Below are 17,310 nucleotides of genomic sequence, written 5' to 3'. Positions count from 1 at the left end.
CGTTTTGCTTACTTTTGCGCTTTTCAAAAGTGAGCCGCTGTAAAAGCGGAACCATTAGCAGCCGTTACCGCAGAAACGGATATGTACTCGGTCCGATCCAACATCCTGGTCGGCCCAGAGGCCGCCATCGGGGGCAAGCCCCCTCCCACATTTGGACCGGGATCGACACAACAACCTGGTCAGCCCTAAGGCCGCTATCGGGGGCAAGCCCCCCTGCCACATTTGGACCTCAGGGGTGTCGGTTACTCGGAGATCGCCCCGTCTACCAGCACCTGAGCCTCTTGCACCAACTGCTTGAGGTGATCCTCGCCGATAAAGCTCTCGGCGTAGATCTTGTAGATATCCTCGGTACCCGATGGACGCGCGGCGAACCAGCCGTTTTCGGTCATGACCTTCAAGCCGCCGATAGCCTGGTCGTTGCCTGGCGCATGGCTGAGAACCTGCTGGATACTCTCCCCGGCCAATTGCGTGGACGTAACCTGCTGCGGCGACAATTTGCCCAGCAGGGCCTTCTGCGCCGGCGTCGCCTTGGCATCGACGCGGATAGCGAACGGCTCACCGAGTGCGTCAGTCAGGCCGCGATAGAGCTGGCTCGGGTCCAGGCCCTTGCGCGAGGTCATTTCCGCAGCGAGCAGCGCCGGGATCAGGCCGTCCTTGTCGGTACTCCAGACGCTACCGTCCTTGCGCAGGAACGAAGCCCCGGCGCTTTCTTCGCCACCGAACCCCAGCGAACCTTCAAACAAGCCATCGGCAAACCACTTGAAGCCCACCGGCACTTCGTACAAACGACGGCCCATACGCGCCGCAACACGATCGATCAGGCCGCTGCTGACCACGGTTTTACCCACGGCCGCGTCGGCGCGCCAGTCGGGGCGATTCTGGAACAGGTAGTCGATGGACACCGCCAGGTAGTTGTTCGGCGCCAATAACCCGCCCGACGGGGTCACGATGCCGTGACGGTCGTGGTCAGGGTCGCAGGCGAACGCCACATCGAAGCGCTCCTTGAGGCCGATCAGCCCTTGCATGGCGTAGCTGGAAGACGGGTCCATGCGGATCTGGCCGTCCCAGTCGACACTCATGAAGCGGAAGGTCGCGTCGACTTCGGTGTTCACCACGTCCAGGTTCAGACGGTAGTGTTCGGCAATCGCCGACCAGTAACGCACCCCTGCTCCACCCAGCGGATCGACGCCCAGGCGCAAGTCGGCGCTGCGGATGGCATCCATGTCGATCACATTGACCAGGTCGGCCACGTAGCTGTTGAGGTAATCATGGCGGTGGGTGGTATCGGCCTTGAGCGCCTGGGCGTGGGTGATGCGCTTGACCCCGGCGAGCTGGTTGGCCAGCAGTTCATTGGCCTTGGCTTCGATCCACTTGGTGACATGGGTGTCGGCCGGACCACCGTTAGGCGGGTTGTACTTGTAGCCGCCACTTTGCGGCGGGTTGTGGGACGGCGTGATCACGATACCGTCGGCCAGGCCCCGGGTGCGGCCACGGTTGTAGCAGATAATGGCGTGGGAAATCGCCGGCGTCGGCGTGTATTCGTCGCCTTCGGCGAGCATGACGTGCACGCCATTGGCGGCGAGCACTTCCAACGCACTGGCGCCGGCCGGCGTCGACAGGGCGTGGGTGTCCAGGCCGACAAACAGCGGGCCGTCGATGCCCTGGGCCTCGCGGTACAGGCAGATAGCCTGGCTGATCGCCAGCACATGCCATTCGTTGAAGCTCAGCTCGAACGAGCTGCCACGGTGCCCGGAGGTACCAAACGCCACGCGCTGGGTGGAGATCGCTGCATCAGGCTGGCCGGTGTAATAGGCCGTGACCAGTCGCGGGATATCCACCAGCAACTGGGCTGGTGCCGGCTTGCCCGCAAAAGGACTGATAGTCATGCATAAACCTCGGAAAATGAGTATTCGGAAAAATGACAGTTTACGGGGACTTGGACTACCGCGCGACGGTATCGATCCCACAACTCAAACAGAAATTTCATACCCATCAGACCTGTGCCTGCTGCAGTGCCGCAGCCAACGTATCCAGCACGATATCCAGGTTCGGATGACCGCTGAATGCATGACTCAGGCGCATATGCTGGTGATGCAGGCCGCTGAGGCTGAACAGCTCACCCGGGGCGACCACCACCTGTTGCGTCACCAAACGCTGGAACACCTGATGCATGTCCACCGCCGCCGTCGACTGCAGCCAGAAGCTGGCACCGGCGCCAGGCATTCGGTAGCTCACCCGGCCCTCCAGCCGCACATCCAGACGATGACTCATGGCCTGCGCTTGTTCGCCAAGCCGTTGGCGCAGCGTCTGCAAGTGCTGGTCAAACCGCCCGCTTTCGTACAAGCGCGCAATGGCCCGCTGGCGGATCGACGACAAACGGAATGCGCGCAACAAAAACTGGCGCTGCAATTGGCTGCTCAGTTGCCGCGACAGTACAAAACCAAACGGTGCTTCCGGACCGAGGGTCTTTTCCAGTGACGAAAACACCATCAGTCGCTCGGGGTTGACCAGGTCTCGCAAGGCCGTTGGGGACGGTACGAAGCTCAGTTCGCCAAAGGTGTCATTCTCCAGCAGCCAGCAACCGTAGCGTTCCAGCAGGTGCGCTACCTGCAACCGCTCTTGTAGCGACAACACGCTGCCTGACGGCATGCTCACCACCGACGACAGCAGCACCAGATGCACCGGCTCGTGGCGCAGCAGGTGTTCAAAGGTCGTCAAATCGAAGTGGCCATCGGCCTGCCACGGCAGTTCGATAACCCGCACGCCAGCGCCCTGCAACAGGCGCAAGACCCGATAATCACAAGGTGACTCGACGACCACTACCGTGCCCTTGAGACCCAGGGCGTCGATCAGGATCTCCAGGACACCGCGCAAGTCGGCGCCGATATACACCTCATCCGCCTGCCAGCAACGCGTGGGCGAGGAGGTATACCGCGCCGCCAGCGCCGCGCGCAGCTCCCAGACGCCAGAGGGTTGCAAGCGAGTTTGCAGGTGGTGGGGATAACGGCGGATCAACTGGCGCTCCAGCGTCAGCAATGCGCCATCGAGTGAGCCCAGCAGCGCCGGTTCATCGCCGCTGAGCACCACCATGGCCGGGCGCCGCGTTGCCGCATACAGGCGCTCAAGCAAGTCGGTACCGGTAGTCATTTGCGCGTTGGCGGCCACCGGCCAGGCAAAGTAGCCTGACTTGGCCACGGAGTAGATCCGCCCTTCTTTCTCCAATATCGAGTAAGCGTACTGAATCGTCGAGATCGACACCTTCAACCGGGTCGACAGTTGCCGCAGGGAAGGCAGCTTTACCGGTGTCTCAAGGCTGACTTCATTGATCAGGTTGATCATGTAGCGGTACACCGCCTGATAGGCAAAATCGGCTTGCCGCTCTCCTCGCAGCTTCATGAGCGTCCACTCGGGCTTGCACGTACCGGCACGCTTAACGTCCCGACAACTGCGCAATCTGCGCCTGCACCCGCGCTCCGTGCCGCTTGCGTGCCTGGACGCCACGGCCCGCGTGCAGAGGCCGCTTGCGGTACAAGTGCTGCAGGAGAGGCAATGGCAGGCCACTGGTGTCAATCAGCCATTGCTGCAACATGTCGGCAGCGGGCTTGCCCTGCAACGCCTTATGCAATTCAGGAAGCCCCACCAGCATGCCGGGATGGCACTGACGCAGGTAACCCTCCAGGCGCTCGCCGTGATGAATGAACGGAGAGAACAACAGGCAAGTCAGTTGGCCCTCGTCCAGGCCAAAGAATCCGCTGGCGTAGGTCGTCGACAACACGCGTCCCTCGTGACTGCTCATCTCGTCGATCAGACTCTGCGGGATTTGTCGACGGCCCATCGCCCCCCTCGCCTGGTGCACGAACGCTTCGACGCCCTCCTCGTACGACAACTCCCGCAGGCAGCGGGCCTGCAGCCCATGCAGATGCGCCATGAGCAGCGGGTTGGGATAGTCAGGATGGCTGAAGTGAAAGTCGAACGGGTCCGGCTTGTGGGCCAGGAACTCGGTCAGCAGCGGCGCCGAGGCAATATCGACCTCGTCGAGCAGATCGGCCACCCCGATATAGGCCAAATGGCGGTGCCCGCCACGGCCAGTGCCCTCGGCCTCCACGAACTGCTCGCCATAGAGGTCGCGGTAGCAACCGGTGCTCCACTCCTGCATGCGCGCAAACAGGATATTGAGCGAGGCGGGCCTGCGCGGCGGCACAGTGACGCCCGCGCCCAGTGCCGCGCGCTTGAGCCAGGCCAGGTATTGGCTCTGTTTGCGTGGCGCGTCGCCGCTGACCAGGGCGTGCACGCCGCCGTTCCACGTGCTGATGCGCTGGTAGAAATCCCCCATGGCCAGGTAAGTATCGTTGCACAGCGTTGCGCGGACATCCCCGGACGTCAGGTGCCCGATCATCAGCCTATTGCGTTGGCTGACCTCACGGCCAACGATGGATGCCGGCCGCTGATGATGGAAAGGCTGCACCTCCTGGTTTTCCACCATCAACAACTCCACGCGAGGATCATCGTGGAAAAACAGCGCGCCGTAGCCCTCGTTCAGACTGTCGAGCGTCGCCTGGGTCATCCCGGCATGCCGCAACGTTGCGACCCGCAGGTGAAAAGTCTTGGGCGCACGGCCAGCGATGCTCAACTGCGCCGCTCGCAGCAGCGCCAGGGTATAACTGCTTACCTCGCCACCGCCGTGGGCGATCAACACTTTGTAGTTGGCCACTTGTTCCATGCCGCCTGCCGCCACCACTATGCGCTGGATCAACAATTGGAGTGCAGTCCTTTCGGCGCGCGTGAAGTGCCCCATCAAACGTTGCAGAACTTGCTGATAAACATAGTTCATGGCTTGTTCGTGAATTGCGCTCATCGTTCTACTACCTGAGTTGAAATATCAGTTTCAAAGCAACTTTTGATACCGCTGCTTGACCCATTACATCTGTCGGCTTGTCTTCCGCTGGAGGGCACAAAGATGATTAAACACTAGCACCTGGAAACAAGATCACCGGCGCAGGCACCTTAGCCGCGCACGACCGAACCTACGCGCAGACGCGAAAATCCAGGGCCCCGTGTGGTCACGTCGCACACCCTAGGAATATTCCGACAGCTTCCTACAGCGCCCTAACTAACAAACTAGCGAAACTTCCGACAAATATTAAATCACCCATTTAATCCTGCTCCTGACAACAAGGTCGGATGTTCTGAGCGCATTTCTGCAGCCAGGGTATCGCTTGATTAGTTCGCTGACGCGAGACAGTAGTGTGCAATAGCTAATCATTGCTCAATCCTTGAGATGATGGTGAAGCCACAATTATCGGCGCTCAAACAATGATTAATAGATACAGAACAACGCAGGAAAGCAGCTCAGATGATCTGCAGCGCGAACTTCAGTAACGCCCGCACGACAGCGCCGCGCTGGATTTCAGGGCGGCGTGAGGGCAAAAGGTATTGTTTACGGGGCGCAACGCCCTCGGAGCGGCTCAACCCTGGCGCGGGTTAAGCCCTGACAAATGGCGCATCTGCCGTATCCGAGCAGACGCTGGAGCATTCATTTGCGAATACTCCTACAGCTCAAACAGCTTCAACCTGCAACGCAACCCGTTCGCGGCACGGGCATTCGTCCATGTAGCGATGAGCTTCAACGAACTGGCTGAACGGAAACACGGTGGTTTTCAGCGGTACCAGTACCCGGTCGGCGGTCAGTTGGTTGATATCACGCAAGGCCCGCTGCAACGCCACGTGGTCCTGAATGATGCCCAGCTCCGGCTTACCGGTGAAGTTGCCGATGCAATGCACGAAGAACTGAATATTCTTCTGGAACGCCGCACAGGCGGGGAACGGCGTCTGGTTGCCGCCCTGCAGACCATACAACACCAGGCTGCCCCGTGGCGCCAACACATCACCAAGCAACGACATCTGTGGCCCGCCGAGGCCGTCGAACACCACATCGACACCACGATCGCCGGTGATTTTGTTGATTTGCATGAGCAGGTCCTGCTCTTCGGTGACGATCACTTTTTCCGCCCCAAGGGACAGCAGGTACTCGCGCTCGTCGCTGTCTTTGGTCGCGGCAATCACGCGTACACCCAGGGCTTTGCCCAGTTGCACAAACGAAGGCCCGGCGCAGTGGCTGGCATCGGTCACCAGGGCAAATTGCCCGGGTTTGACCCGTGCCAGGTCCATGTAGGCGAAATACGCAATCAACAGCGGCGTGTAATGCACGCTGGCTTCAATGGGGCTCAGGACATCCGGGTAACGGGTCAGGGCCGAACGCGGCAGGACAATCTGCTCGCCATACACCGGGTAATCGTTAGGGCTTTCGGCGGGGAAACTGGCGACCTTGTCGCCCACTGCCAAATCGTCCACGCCCTCGCCCAGGGCGACCACCACACCGGCCATTTCATGACCCAGGCCAGACGGCAGACGTGCATGGGACGACGCCAGGTTCTGGCGCCAAAGAATGTCGTACCAGCTGATACCAATCGCGTCGACACGCACCTGCACTTCGCCCGGTGCGGGCTGCGCGGCTGCATGCTCTTCGCATTTGAGCACCTCGGCCGGACCAAACTTGTGAAAACGAATCGTGCGGGACATCGCAAACCTCGTCAAAGTAACCTCTAATGCCATGAACTCTATCTGGGCTTTACGGGTAAGACCACAGGTCGCCATTAATAGTCGACATGCTTGTCATTGATTCCGCATGTGAGGAATAGACCTCAGCTAACGTAGGAAAACTCAATTATCCGGTGCAGAGTACCAGCCTTTCCCCGTAAGATTCATGCCGGTCATGCTTCAGAGTGGAACCTTGGAGGTTCTTGATATGGCCGCTCTCGTCAAGTTCGCTGACCCTTCCAGGACACAAGATGAACCGTAACGACCTGCGTCGTGTCGACCTTAACCTCTTGATCGTATTCGAAACCTTGATGCATGAGCGCAGTGTGACCCGCGCCGCCGAGAAACTGTTTCTCGGCCAGCCGGCCATCAGCGCCGCCTTGTCACGCCTGCGCGGGCTGTTTGACGACCCGCTGTTCGTACGCACCGGGCGCAGCATGGAGCCGACCGCCCGCGCGGTGGAAATCTTCGCCCTGCTCTCCCCGGCGCTGGACTCGATCTCCACCGCCGTCAGCCGCGCCGCCGAGTTCGACCCGGCCACCAGCACTGCGGTCTTCCGCATTGGCCTGTCCGACGACGTGGAATTCGCCCTGCTGCCACAACTGCTCAAACGCCTGCGCGCCGAAGCGCCCGGCATCGTGCTGGTGGTGCGTCGCGTCAACTACATCCTCATGCCCGGCTTGCTCGCTTCAGGCGAAATCTCCATCGGCGTCAGCTACACCGCCGACCTGCCGGCCAACGCCAAGCGCAAGGTCCTGCGCCGCAGCCTGCCGAAACTGCTGCGCGCCGACAGCGTGCCCGGCTCATTGAGCCTGGACGACTTCTGCGCAAGACCCCATGCCCTGGTGTCGTTCGCCGGTGACCTGAGCGGGTTTATCGATGAAGAACTGGAAAAACTCGGGCGCAAACGCCACGTAGTGCTGGCCGTTCCGCAATTCAACGGCCTGGGGACGTTACTGGCAGGCACCGATATCCTCGCCACCGTACCGGATTACGCCGCCGAGGCACTGACCTCGGCCGGCGGCCTGCGCGCCGAAGACCCGCCGCTGCCGGTGCGCTCGTTCGAACTGCACATGGCCTGGCGCGGGTCGCAGGATAATGATCCGGGGGAGCGGTGGTTGAGGTCGCGGATTCAGATGTTTTTTGGCGACCCTGAGAGTCTATAGAGGCCGTCTGGCGGGCTGTTTATCTGATCATTTCTGCCTTTTCATAGTAAGCGGCCAGCGAACACACCTTCAGAAATCCGGAATTAAGGGCGATAGTGTCCGCCTATTTTTAAGCGGACGCGATCACTCTTATCGCCAGGATTTCCATGCGCCAACGAAGCTCCTATCCCAAACCCTTCAAGGCCCAGGTCGTGCAGAAATGCCTGAAACCCGGTGCCTCAGTTTCCAGCGTCGCGATCAGCCACGGCATCAATGCCAACGTGATTCGCAAGTGGCTGCCGATTTACCGTGATAAACCCGTCGCGCCACTTCCCGCGTTTGTACCGCTGCAACCGATGCCTAAACGGCACGCTGATGAAGCCGTGGTCATCGCACTGCCGCTGGGCGACAAATCCATCACGGTCAAATGGCCCATCTCCGACCCGGACGGGTGCGCACGTTTTATCCGCAGCCTCTCGCAATGATACGCATCGACGCCATCTGGCTAGCCACCGAGCCCATGGACATGCGCGCCGGCACCGAAACTGCGTTGGACCGCGTGGTCGCTGTGTTAGGTGCGGCGAAGCCGCACTGCGCTTATCTGTTCGCCAACCGCCGGGCCAACCGGATGAAGGTGCTGGTGCACGATGGCGTGGGCATCTGGCTTGCCGCGAGGCGTTTGAACCAAGGCAAGTTTCACTGGCCTGGCACTCATCGCGGCTTGGAAGTCGGGCTCGACGCTGAACAACTTCAAGCGCTGGTGCTCGGTTCGCCATGGCAGCGAGTTGGCGCTAACGGCGCAATCACAGTGATTTAGCCTTGCTTTTCAGCTGTGGCAGGTGGATCGCTTTGGTAAAATCCACGGCATGACTTCCTCGCCCAATCTCGACCAAATGACACCCGAACAACTGCGCGCACTCGCTGCGCAGTTGCTGTCGAAGGTCGACACCATGGGCCGAAAAATCCATCGTGACGAGACGATCATCGAGCAGCTCTCTCACGAGATTGCCATCCTCAAGCGCCACAAGTTCGTCAAGCGCAGCGAGCAGATCAGCCCAGCGCAAGGCAGCTTGCTGGATGACTTGCTCAACACCGACCTTGAGGCTATCGAGGCAGAACTGAACGCGCTTCGTCCCGCCCCAACGTCGGACGAAACCCGCCAAAAGCCCAAGCGCGCGCCGCTGCCGCCGCAGTTCCCACGCACCGTCATTCGTCATGAGCCAGAGAACACCCAGTGTGTCTGCGGGTGCCAGCTTCAGCGCATCGGCGAAGACGTCAGCGAGAAGCTGGATTACACACCTGGCGTGTTTACCGTTGAGCAGCATGTACGTGGAAAGTGGGCCTGCCGCCAGTGCGAAACACTGATCCAAGCACCGGTGCCGGCCCAAGTGATCGACAAGGGCATCCCGACCGCGGGCCTACTGGCGCATGTGATGGTAGCCAAATTCGCTGATCATCTGCCGCTGTACCGGCAGGAAAAGATCTTTGGCCGTGCAGGCCTGGCGATCCCGCGTTCAACGCTGGCTCAGTGGGTGGGCCAAACTGGCGTACAACTACAACCGCTGGTGGATGCACTGCGCGAAGCGGTGCTGGCTCAGCGAGTCGTGCATGCCCATGAAACGCCGGTGCAGATGCTGGCGCCCGGAGAGAAGAAAACGCATCGAGCTTATGTCTGGGCTTATTGCACGACGCCGTACTCGGCCCTCAAGGCGGTGGTCTACGACTTCAGCCCCAGCCGCGCCGGCGAACATGCGCGCAACTTCCTGGGCACCTGGAACGGCAAGCTGGTCTGTGATGACTTCGCGGGTTACAAGGCCAGCTTCGACCTGGGCATCACCGAAATCGGCTGCATGGCGCATGCCCGCCGTAAGTTCTTCGACCTGCATGTAGCGAACAAAAGCCAGTTGGCCGAACAAGCGCTGCACTCAATCGGCGGGCTGTACGAAGTCGAACGGCAGGCCAAAGACATGAGCGATGAAGAACGATGGCGATTACGCCAAGAAATAGCGGCGCCCATTGCACAGAAGTTACATGAGTGGATGCTGGCTCAGCGCGACCTCGTGCCCGAGGGCTCGGCCACGTCCAAGGCTCTGGATTACAGCTTGAAACGCTGGGTAGCGCTGACGCGCTACCTGGATGATGGTGCCGTACCCATCGACAACAACCCGGTGGAGAACACGATCAGGCCATGGGCACTTGGGCGCTCCAATTGGTTGTTCGCCGGGTCTCTGCGCAGTGGCAAACGAGCGGCAGCGATCATGAGTTTGATCCAGTCGGCACGCATGAACGGGCATGATCCGTACGCGTATCTCAAGGATGTACTGACGCGATTGCCGACGCAGAAAGATAGTGAGATCGAGCATCTACTGCCGCATCAGTGGATGCCTGGCTGATCTACGCAAGGCGTATTCCCCATACGCTTACGTACTTTATGCGCTGACGTCGTCTACCCCCTGATTATCAGTAGCGTTGGCTACCCTGATAGGCGCATCGATTTAGGTGAGTTTGAGTGCCGGGAAGATGCGTGTTTTCTTTGCTGTGGGCATCCTGCTCGGCAGGAGAGGCTGAGAACACGATTGCTAATTCGCGGTTTAGAGTCGCTGCTTGACCACCGCTAGACCAGCCCTAGTTTTGCGCAGATATAAGCCCCAAACCCCGTCTGGGAAAGCGAACAACGGATCACTTATAAAATCTCTTCCTGGATTTTCAACCATCAGATGCTTTGTAGCCTCGCGCAGCGAATCAAGGGTAAGGCCGGATTCAAATAGATGCGTGTTCAAAGCTACAGAAGTGTCGAATTTGTCGGCCAAATCATAGGCAAATCTTACCCTCGCACAGAGTTCAGCAGCAGCTTGCAATCTGTGAGGTTGAGCCCTCATTTCAATATGAAAAATGCCTGAGTGCAGATTGTTTTCCCTCGGGTAGTCAGTCGGCCGCAAGCCAATTTGGCCCACTGGCGTGAACCCTACCACCAGTGCATCAATCCAGCCAGCGTAGCCTTCAAATTCCTGCCGAGACTGGTTAAGACCGTCCGTAATCGTCGGCAGCGTGAACCTCTCCAATGTCAGCTGGCTGCTGACATGAGCGTCCCCCGGTTTGGTGATCAATCCGAACTTCCATTCGGCGCCGCAGCGAGAAGCTACGTGCAGAAAAATCTCGTCTCCCTCACGAAGAAACGGATTGTGCTTACAACGAATGTCCGCTTGGGCATGATAGATCGCATCTGAAAGCTGTCCCGTTTTCGGGCAGCGTGCACGAAGGCAAACCTGGCCATCGCTCCAATTGAAAGCGTCGTAATTCCCTGCATCATAAAAATCTTTGTTGAACTCACGTGCAATTTCGATCGCCCAGCGATGCTCAATCCCAATATTTGGAATTGAAGGCCCACGCCATATCTCATGCTCTGCTTCCTTGATCATTTCTAGCAGCGCTGACTTCGTGAATTCGCTTGATGGCGCCAGCAGCAGCGCCCCATCAGTCACTAGATTATCGCCAACAAATTTCTTTCCCATTTTTAGGATGGCCAGCCTGATTTTCTCTGGGTCTAAATCCGGTAAATGAGCTCGGATGATAAGATCAAGTCGCTTCACGCCCATCCAACCAACAAGGTATGCGGCGTCACTTTGAGTGGCTGACGTGACCTGCGCGAACTCACGCACGCGCTTCATTTCCAAGACCCGCTCTGGAGGGTAGTTCCAGCGGAAATCGTCAATTTGTGTACTGCACTGTTTACACATCCAAGTCCCGTTGGACAAAGCTTTGATCTGAGCCTCTGTCATGCCCACTGGTGGGCGTGGCCCCAACTCAGACGCAGCATAGATATGAGCTGCTACACCGGTGCCAACGGCACCATCCTCCCCCTTTTGGTTTTTCGCTGGAGCGATCGTCGGCCGTAAGCAGTCATAATGCGAACACAGATACCCCGCGCGCTGCGCCAACAGCTTCTTTGTCTTCATGTTGAACTCAACGCGCATTTATTATTTTATGCTCCGCAATTAACGATCATCAGGCTGCGTCTGTGCATCACCCTCCGGAGTTACTTCCGGCCAGCCCTTACATAGCCCTGCCACTTTTCAAGAGTATGTCGGATGTGGGGTGCCTGGCTACGCCGCTACCTGAGTCGTGCAAGGTGACTTCGGCGGACGCTTACTTTTCATAGACCATGGAGAACCATCCACCGCCAGAGAATTGCTACATTTGGGGGCATATCTGAGGGCATGCTATGGATGGTTTGAAAAGGATGCCCCCAGGTCTAAAACAGGCGGACACCATCGACCTTAATTCTGGCGTTCAGTAGGCGTATTTACCGTTTGCTCAGGTAACGTCTACGTAGATACCTGCGCGGACGCCCCCCCCTTACTTCGCCAACACGCCCCTATCGCCTGACTTCAACCTTGTAAAACAAATTCTCAACCATAAGTCGGCGCCGATCAGAGGTAACCGCATCTTGAATCTGGCTCACCAATCGCACGTAGTACTTGCACTCTTTTTGTGTGCCCAAATCGGACACCGGCTTGGCCGCTTGAGTAAAGCTTTCGTACGTACGCGTGGTATTGGCCATCAGTTCTGTAATACCTGGCAACGCCATCGCATCCTGCTGACGCGCTGGCGGCCATGCGGGTTCGAATGAGAGATTGTTTTCACTCAGTTTTACTGTGAGAAACATCTCCGCTTTACCGGTGACTTCATTCACCCAACACGGCGGAAGGTCACCACCCCGGCCCTTATTCAAGCGGTTCTGCAAGAACTGAACCTGGCCTCGTAAGTCTTTATTGGCTTTCTGTAATTCAATTGGACTTGTACCGCTTTTTTCCGCCTGTGCGATGGCAACGGCGTGCTCGATCGCCTCTTGGAGCTGGTCCTTCGTTTGGTCGGCGCTTGTCCCGAATGCAGCCGCTAGCATGTCGTCCTGAGCCTTGAGCGCCGCGACGCGTTTCACCACATCCGTAGGCTGTACGCCGCTTTCATCAGCAGGATCGACGACCAGCTTTTTTAGCTGCTCAAACGACATCATCGTTTCTAAAATGAGCTGTTTGGCGTCGGCGCCTTTTTTCTGCCCAGCAACCTCTATCAAGGCTTTTTCGATTGCCGCGAGTGCAGTCAGCTCCTTATCTTTTTGGGTCATGAGTACTTTCAAGCGATCCAGCTCTGCAGTTGCTTTCGATGCGTCCACCAGCTTGCTGATGATCTCATCGGGCTTACGCACGCCTAACGCAGTCATCCGCGCTTTCAGTGCCTCGGCCGCCTTTTTGACTGCATTCTCACGTACATCCAGATCCTGGAAGGCCGACATTTTTTCATTCAACGCCTGATTTTTATGGGTTAACTTAAAAATCTGGTACCCCATCAGCAGCAGCAATATGAAGCAGACGATGATAAATATCTCGGTAAGCGAGAGCTGAAACACTTGATCATTCTTTCCGCTCATCAGGCGGATCTCGCTTCAGCCAGGCTCTCTGGCTCAACGTAGTGAGTGGATGAGCCCTGCTCTACCGCAGTGAGATCATCAATCTTGTTAATCAGCGCATCCAACTGGCTGTGGGCGGCTTGGACTGAACGATTGCTCTCCTCCATTCTCGCTGCAACCCCCTGGTGTTTCTCGTTACTTTCAACCAGAGCCCGAACCAGCGGCGCCAAACTCTGCTCAAGACTCTCCGCCAAAATCTCCCGATTGGTTTGACTGACTTCGCGCACACCTTTCAGAGCATCGGCGATGTCCCTGCCCAGGCGCTCTACAGTATCGGCGCTTTCAATACGGATATTCAAAGCATCCAGTTTATCTGCAATGCGTTCCACCGATTGCTGACGAGCCTTGATTTCGTTGAGGTAATCCACTTGCTGGTCGTCCAGCGAGTCCAGGTACTCTTTCTGTACGCGCTCAACACTTTCCATCACCTCTTTGCTCTGTAGTCTCATCGAATCCACCAGGCGCTCCTGGCTCGTCACAATGGCACCGACGGCTATCAGGTTCTCATCGAGTGTTTGAGTCTTAGCATTCAAGCTACGAATGGCGGTGGTGACTTGGCGCGTGGCGGTTTTAACATCTTCTGCCAAGGAGGCAACGCCTTCATTCACGCTGTCCGTTGTGCCTGCCAATGTTTCGATTGAACCACCCAGTTTGCGGGTGAACAGGTCATCAGGAAAGATCATTTGCTCCACACGATCACGTGCAATCGTGCCAAAATCCAATGCGTTATCTTCCATCTGCCGTAGCGTAATCGCGCTCTTTTCGGTCAGCTCATTGATCGTGCTCAACAAGTTGTCGCTGGATTGCCGGGTGTTTTCAAGTATCAGAGCAAAGGCTTTATTGCTCTGCTGCGTAGCATTGGCAAAGTAAGCGTCGGTGGCACTGATGTTGTGTTCGTAAAGTGCCTTGACCTGCTCCTTCACACTCTGCACTGCTTCGCGAGAAGCGACGTCTACCTTGTCCCGGAAGACTTCAAGCTGTTGAAACGTGTTGTCAAAGGAGATAGCCAGGTTTTCGGCCGCGTGAATCGCACGTTCTTCGACACTTCGGACCGCATCATTAGCGTCGATACGAAACCCTGTGTGAATAATCCGCGCCAGCATACCCAACGCGGTACTAACCATCGCGGCACCGAATCGCGTTGCCATACCATTAAGGTTGTCACCCATGCTCTCAATGTCGAGCAAGCAGATAATGATGCTGGCGACAGTGAACAAGAAGCCCAAGTAGTAAACCGAATCGGCAAACTTAGCTACGGTGAGTTGCTTGTCCCATTTTTCTCGAACGAGATAGCCGACAATCCAATATGCAATCATTACCGCCAGAGGAAAGACCAACCCTAGCCAAAAGGGGTCATTTAACTTCAGGCTGGCGACGGACAAACTGATTTTCAGCAGCACCGCGAGCGCAAAGTAGGTGCTGACGCGCTTGATCGATTTATTGACGTCCACTTATAGCCCCTCGACCCGGGAAAAACCTTCCACAGATACGCCGTTATCTTGAAAGTATTGCTCCCAGAACATGGAGAGCTTGGTGTTCTGTAGGGCTTTCTGATCAGCTGCCAGCAGGTTGATGGCTACACTGCTACCTTGCAGCCCCGGTGCCACTGCATTTTGCCCATAAGCGGTCTTACGAAAATCCGCGTACGGCGGCAGGTTGGCCTTATACATGCTGAACTCCGGCATGTTCGCCAGCATGTCAGAGTAAATCACCAGCCTTCGCTCACCCGACACATGCGCGCGCTCAAACCCATTGATGCCAACTAGCTGCAGCATCTGGAAAATGGGGGAGTTTTTGCTGCGTTCTTCGAGCGAGATTTTGTGCACGATGTCGTCAAACGGCTTTACGAATTTCTGGTTGAAGTCGCGCTCGACAAATTTCTTGTTGCTCATCTGCTGATTCCTGTCCTTCCACTGACCAGGATTGCAGCGCTCAAATAACGGCTTCTCATTGCTCTTAAAATCTTCACCGAGAAGAAAAACGGAGAGCAGGTAGCCTTCGGGGAGTTCCTCATTGACCATCGTTTTAAGCCGTTGGCCTAAAGCGATTTTCTGAGTAAACGGGAAAGGTGAGGTGTTATCAATAAGCACCACGTATTGCCCTTTGGGACCTGTGGACGGGCAAAGCGTCTCCTTATCGAGGGTTTCACGCGTGGCATTGAAATAAAACATCAAGGCAGCCGCAGCTGCAGCGACACCACCAACCAGCAACCCGAGAGTTTTACCGGAAAGCCCTTTTTTCTGGGCATAAATTGCCATCATGCTCTCCCTAAGACGATTTGCTGCAGCGGCTGTACTTGATCGTATTTCTGATTAAACGACGATTGAATTCTCGCCCTTATCGTCTCCAGGTTGGCGATCATTTCGCTCATTAAGCGTTCCTGCTCAGCGAGCTTGATCTCATCCTTCTCGGTGCCGAAGTCAGGCATGGTGACCTCAACAAATGTCACCGGCTCGTCGAAATAGGCCGGCGGCGGATTATCGCGAGGGCGGGCCATTTCGTTTTCAATCCGATACTTACGGACCAGGTTAGTGAGCGTTTCGTCGGCCAGTACCATCCGCTCATCCACGACTTTCTTGATGACCGTTTTCTGGCTCATGCTGCGCTTGAAATTCTGGATGGCTGCCGCTGCACGATCAACGTTCTGATCGATCAGGAGCAGGGATTCAAGCTTGCGCTGTTCCAGCACATGCCGCAGCGCCTCAATAGCAAAGACATAGCGGCGTTGAGCGTCTTCGTAAGCCAGGTAAACTCTCGCGTACCCTGGATAACGATCAGTCCAGGTGTAGCCCTTATAGACTGCTGCCACTCCAAAAATGACCGTCAGCGCAAATAAGCCGCATGAGCTGATGTCCTGAAATGGAAGGATCGAATCATGTAAATAAGCACGAATCAACTCGACAGCTGATTGCGATTCATCTTCAAGTTGAGGCAGGACAAAACGGAAATAGGCAGTTCCTAAGCCAACAGTGACCATGCTGAGAACAGCCGCACTGAACGCAAAATAGCCTGCGAACATCCGGGACGGTTTGACATGGTTTTTATAGGCGCTGGCTCTGCCCAGAAAGAAGCATACGAACACGTTGAACGCTGACAGCATTAATGCGGTGACAAACCCACCCACATATCCGCTGGCCATACCCTCAGAAAACAAAAAGGCGTTTCCAAAGCCTTCGGCCACCGTCATCGCAAACAGCAAGCCACCGCTCTTCCATTTGGCATCCCCATCAGCAGCATCAGCAGTCCTGTGCTGCAACTTGTTTTGCTCACGAAAAGTTTCGAGCGCATGGGCCTTGTCTTCGGCGGCTTGCTGAAGCTCCGTCAACTCGCCATCCATTTTGGAAATGTCCTGATCGGCGTTTCGCTCAAACTCCTCGCCAAGTGCGATAGTGCGTTTGATGTCGCGGGTCACGTCAATGGAGTCCAAGCGATTGTCGGCGCTTTTTAGGGATCGCTCACCGTACTTGAGTATCTGTTCACGCATTCCGCCCAACTTTCCCCGAATGCTGTGCTCGACATCTGAAAGCTGCGTCGCAGTACTGGAGGGGACTCCGGCAGCTCCGCGAAGCCGCGCCAGCTCAACGACGCGCAGCTCTTTCTGGATTTTCTCAGGATCAATTATCGGTAACACATCGCTATCAGGCTCATCCTTCCGACTGAATAGTTGGACAATGAAAGCCAAGAGCTTTCGAAAGAAACTCATTTATAGAACCGCAAAAGGTTAGACATTGGGGGGTATGCAGAGATAGATGAGCACTAGGCTGGCGCCAAATTAAGCGCACAGAAATAGGCAGCGTGTCGCGGCCATCCCTGCGCCGGCATCGAGTGATGGCTAAATAATGCCAATGCGCACAGATAAGGGCAACAAGTCAGTACAGAATTGTATTATTTTGGACAAATGGTCAGCGCCGCTGATTGGCACATTGGGATACCCACCCTAGCGTGGCTACCCAAAGATGCAGGAACATACTATGTCGCAAAGGCGTGTTTGAGGTTCGCTCCCGATTCAACATTCGTGACTTCGGATCAGAGCTGGTGTTTGCCAAGGAATGAAGCGTCAACGGTAGCGGCGACGCTCACTGTGTACCAGGCGATATCCCA

The 17,310-nt window shown here is 56.7% G+C and carries 13 protein-coding genes; 4 read left to right on the top strand and 9 right to left on the bottom strand.

Annotation, left to right across the window (positions count from 1 at the left end):
- Positions 1–242: 242 nt before the first annotated feature.
- The 4 genes from pgm to BFQ00_RS07995 all read right to left on the bottom strand — a co-directional run bounded on the left by pgm (position 243) and on the right by BFQ00_RS07995 (position 6,579).
- On the bottom strand, positions 243–1,886 hold the full coding sequence (gene pgm / locus BFQ00_RS08010; protein WP_065888108.1) for a phosphoglucomutase (alpha-D-glucose-1,6-bisphosphate-dependent): 1,644 nt from the start codon (positions 1,884–1,886) through the stop codon (positions 243–245).
- A gap of 106 nt (positions 1,887–1,992) precedes the next feature.
- Positions 1,993–3,396, bottom strand: coding sequence for an aminotransferase-like domain-containing protein (locus BFQ00_RS08005; RefSeq protein WP_065933122.1), 1,404 nt, complete (start codon positions 3,394–3,396; stop codon positions 1,993–1,995).
- A 34-nt stretch (positions 3,397–3,430) separates the two neighbouring features.
- Positions 3,431–4,855, bottom strand: coding sequence for a hypothetical protein (locus BFQ00_RS08000; protein ID WP_083227322.1), 1,425 nt, complete (start codon positions 4,853–4,855; stop codon positions 3,431–3,433).
- A 701-nt stretch (positions 4,856–5,556) separates the two neighbouring features.
- On the bottom strand, positions 5,557–6,579 hold the full coding sequence (locus BFQ00_RS07995) for a zinc-dependent alcohol dehydrogenase family protein (RefSeq protein ID WP_065888106.1): 1,023 nt from the start codon (positions 6,577–6,579) through the stop codon (positions 5,557–5,559).
- Between the two features lie 269 nt (positions 6,580–6,848).
- Here BFQ00_RS07995 and BFQ00_RS07990 point away from each other — a divergent pair, with 269 nt between their 5' ends.
- From BFQ00_RS07990 to BFQ00_RS07975, 4 genes are all read left to right on the top strand, one after another.
- Complete coding sequence (locus tag BFQ00_RS07990) at positions 6,849–7,763, top strand: LysR family transcriptional regulator (protein ID WP_065888105.1); 915 nt, start codon at positions 6,849–6,851, stop codon at positions 7,761–7,763.
- Positions 7,764–7,909: 146 nt separating this feature from the next.
- Positions 7,910–8,227: an IS66-like element accessory protein TnpA gene (locus tag BFQ00_RS07985; protein WP_065933121.1), complete on the top strand. Its 318-nt coding sequence runs from the start codon at positions 7,910–7,912 to the stop codon at positions 8,225–8,227.
- Positions 8,224–8,559, top strand: a complete 336-nt coding sequence (gene tnpB / locus BFQ00_RS07980) for an IS66 family insertion sequence element accessory protein TnpB (RefSeq protein WP_065933120.1) — start codon at positions 8,224–8,226, stop codon at positions 8,557–8,559. The genes BFQ00_RS07985 and tnpB overlap by 4 nt, the downstream gene beginning before the upstream one ends.
- Before the next feature lie 49 nt (positions 8,560–8,608).
- Positions 8,609–10,135 (top strand): IS66 family transposase, encoded by a 1,527-nt coding sequence (locus BFQ00_RS07975; RefSeq protein ID WP_065933119.1) that lies wholly within the window; start codon positions 8,609–8,611, stop codon positions 10,133–10,135.
- A 198-nt stretch (positions 10,136–10,333) separates the two neighbouring features.
- Here BFQ00_RS07975 and BFQ00_RS07970 read toward each other — a convergent pair whose 3' ends face one another.
- The 5 genes from BFQ00_RS07970 to BFQ00_RS07950 all read right to left on the bottom strand — a co-directional run bounded on the left by BFQ00_RS07970 (position 10,334) and on the right by BFQ00_RS07950 (position 16,912).
- Positions 10,334–11,716, bottom strand: a complete 1,383-nt coding sequence (locus tag BFQ00_RS07970) for a hypothetical protein (RefSeq protein WP_065933118.1) — start codon at positions 11,714–11,716, stop codon at positions 10,334–10,336.
- 401 nt (positions 11,717–12,117) lie between these two features.
- A complete protein-coding gene (locus tag BFQ00_RS07965) occupies positions 12,118–13,170 on the bottom strand; it encodes a hypothetical protein (RefSeq protein ID WP_065933117.1) in 1,053 nt (350 codons plus the stop codon).
- Positions 13,170–14,660 carry a hypothetical protein gene (locus BFQ00_RS07960; protein ID WP_065933116.1) on the bottom strand — a complete coding sequence of 497 codons (1,491 nt, stop codon included), beginning with the start codon at positions 14,658–14,660 and terminating at the stop codon, positions 13,170–13,172. Before BFQ00_RS07960 ends, BFQ00_RS07965 begins: the two co-directional genes overlap by 1 nt.
- Entirely contained in the window at positions 14,661–15,467 is an 807-nt protein-coding gene (locus BFQ00_RS07955) for a hypothetical protein (protein WP_065933115.1), read from the bottom strand. It abuts the gene before it with no gap.
- Positions 15,467–16,912, bottom strand: coding sequence for a hypothetical protein (locus tag BFQ00_RS07950; RefSeq protein ID WP_065933114.1), 1,446 nt, complete (start codon positions 16,910–16,912; stop codon positions 15,467–15,469). Before BFQ00_RS07950 ends, BFQ00_RS07955 begins: the two co-directional genes overlap by 1 nt.
- Positions 16,913–17,310: the final 398 nt, after the last annotated feature.

The sequence above is a fragment of the Pseudomonas sp. 28 E 9 genome, assembly GCF_900004785.1.
GTDB classification, from domain to species: domain Bacteria; phylum Pseudomonadota; class Gammaproteobacteria; order Pseudomonadales; family Pseudomonadaceae; genus Aquipseudomonas; species Aquipseudomonas orientalis_A.
This window is presented reverse-complemented; position numbering and strand designations above follow the sequence as displayed.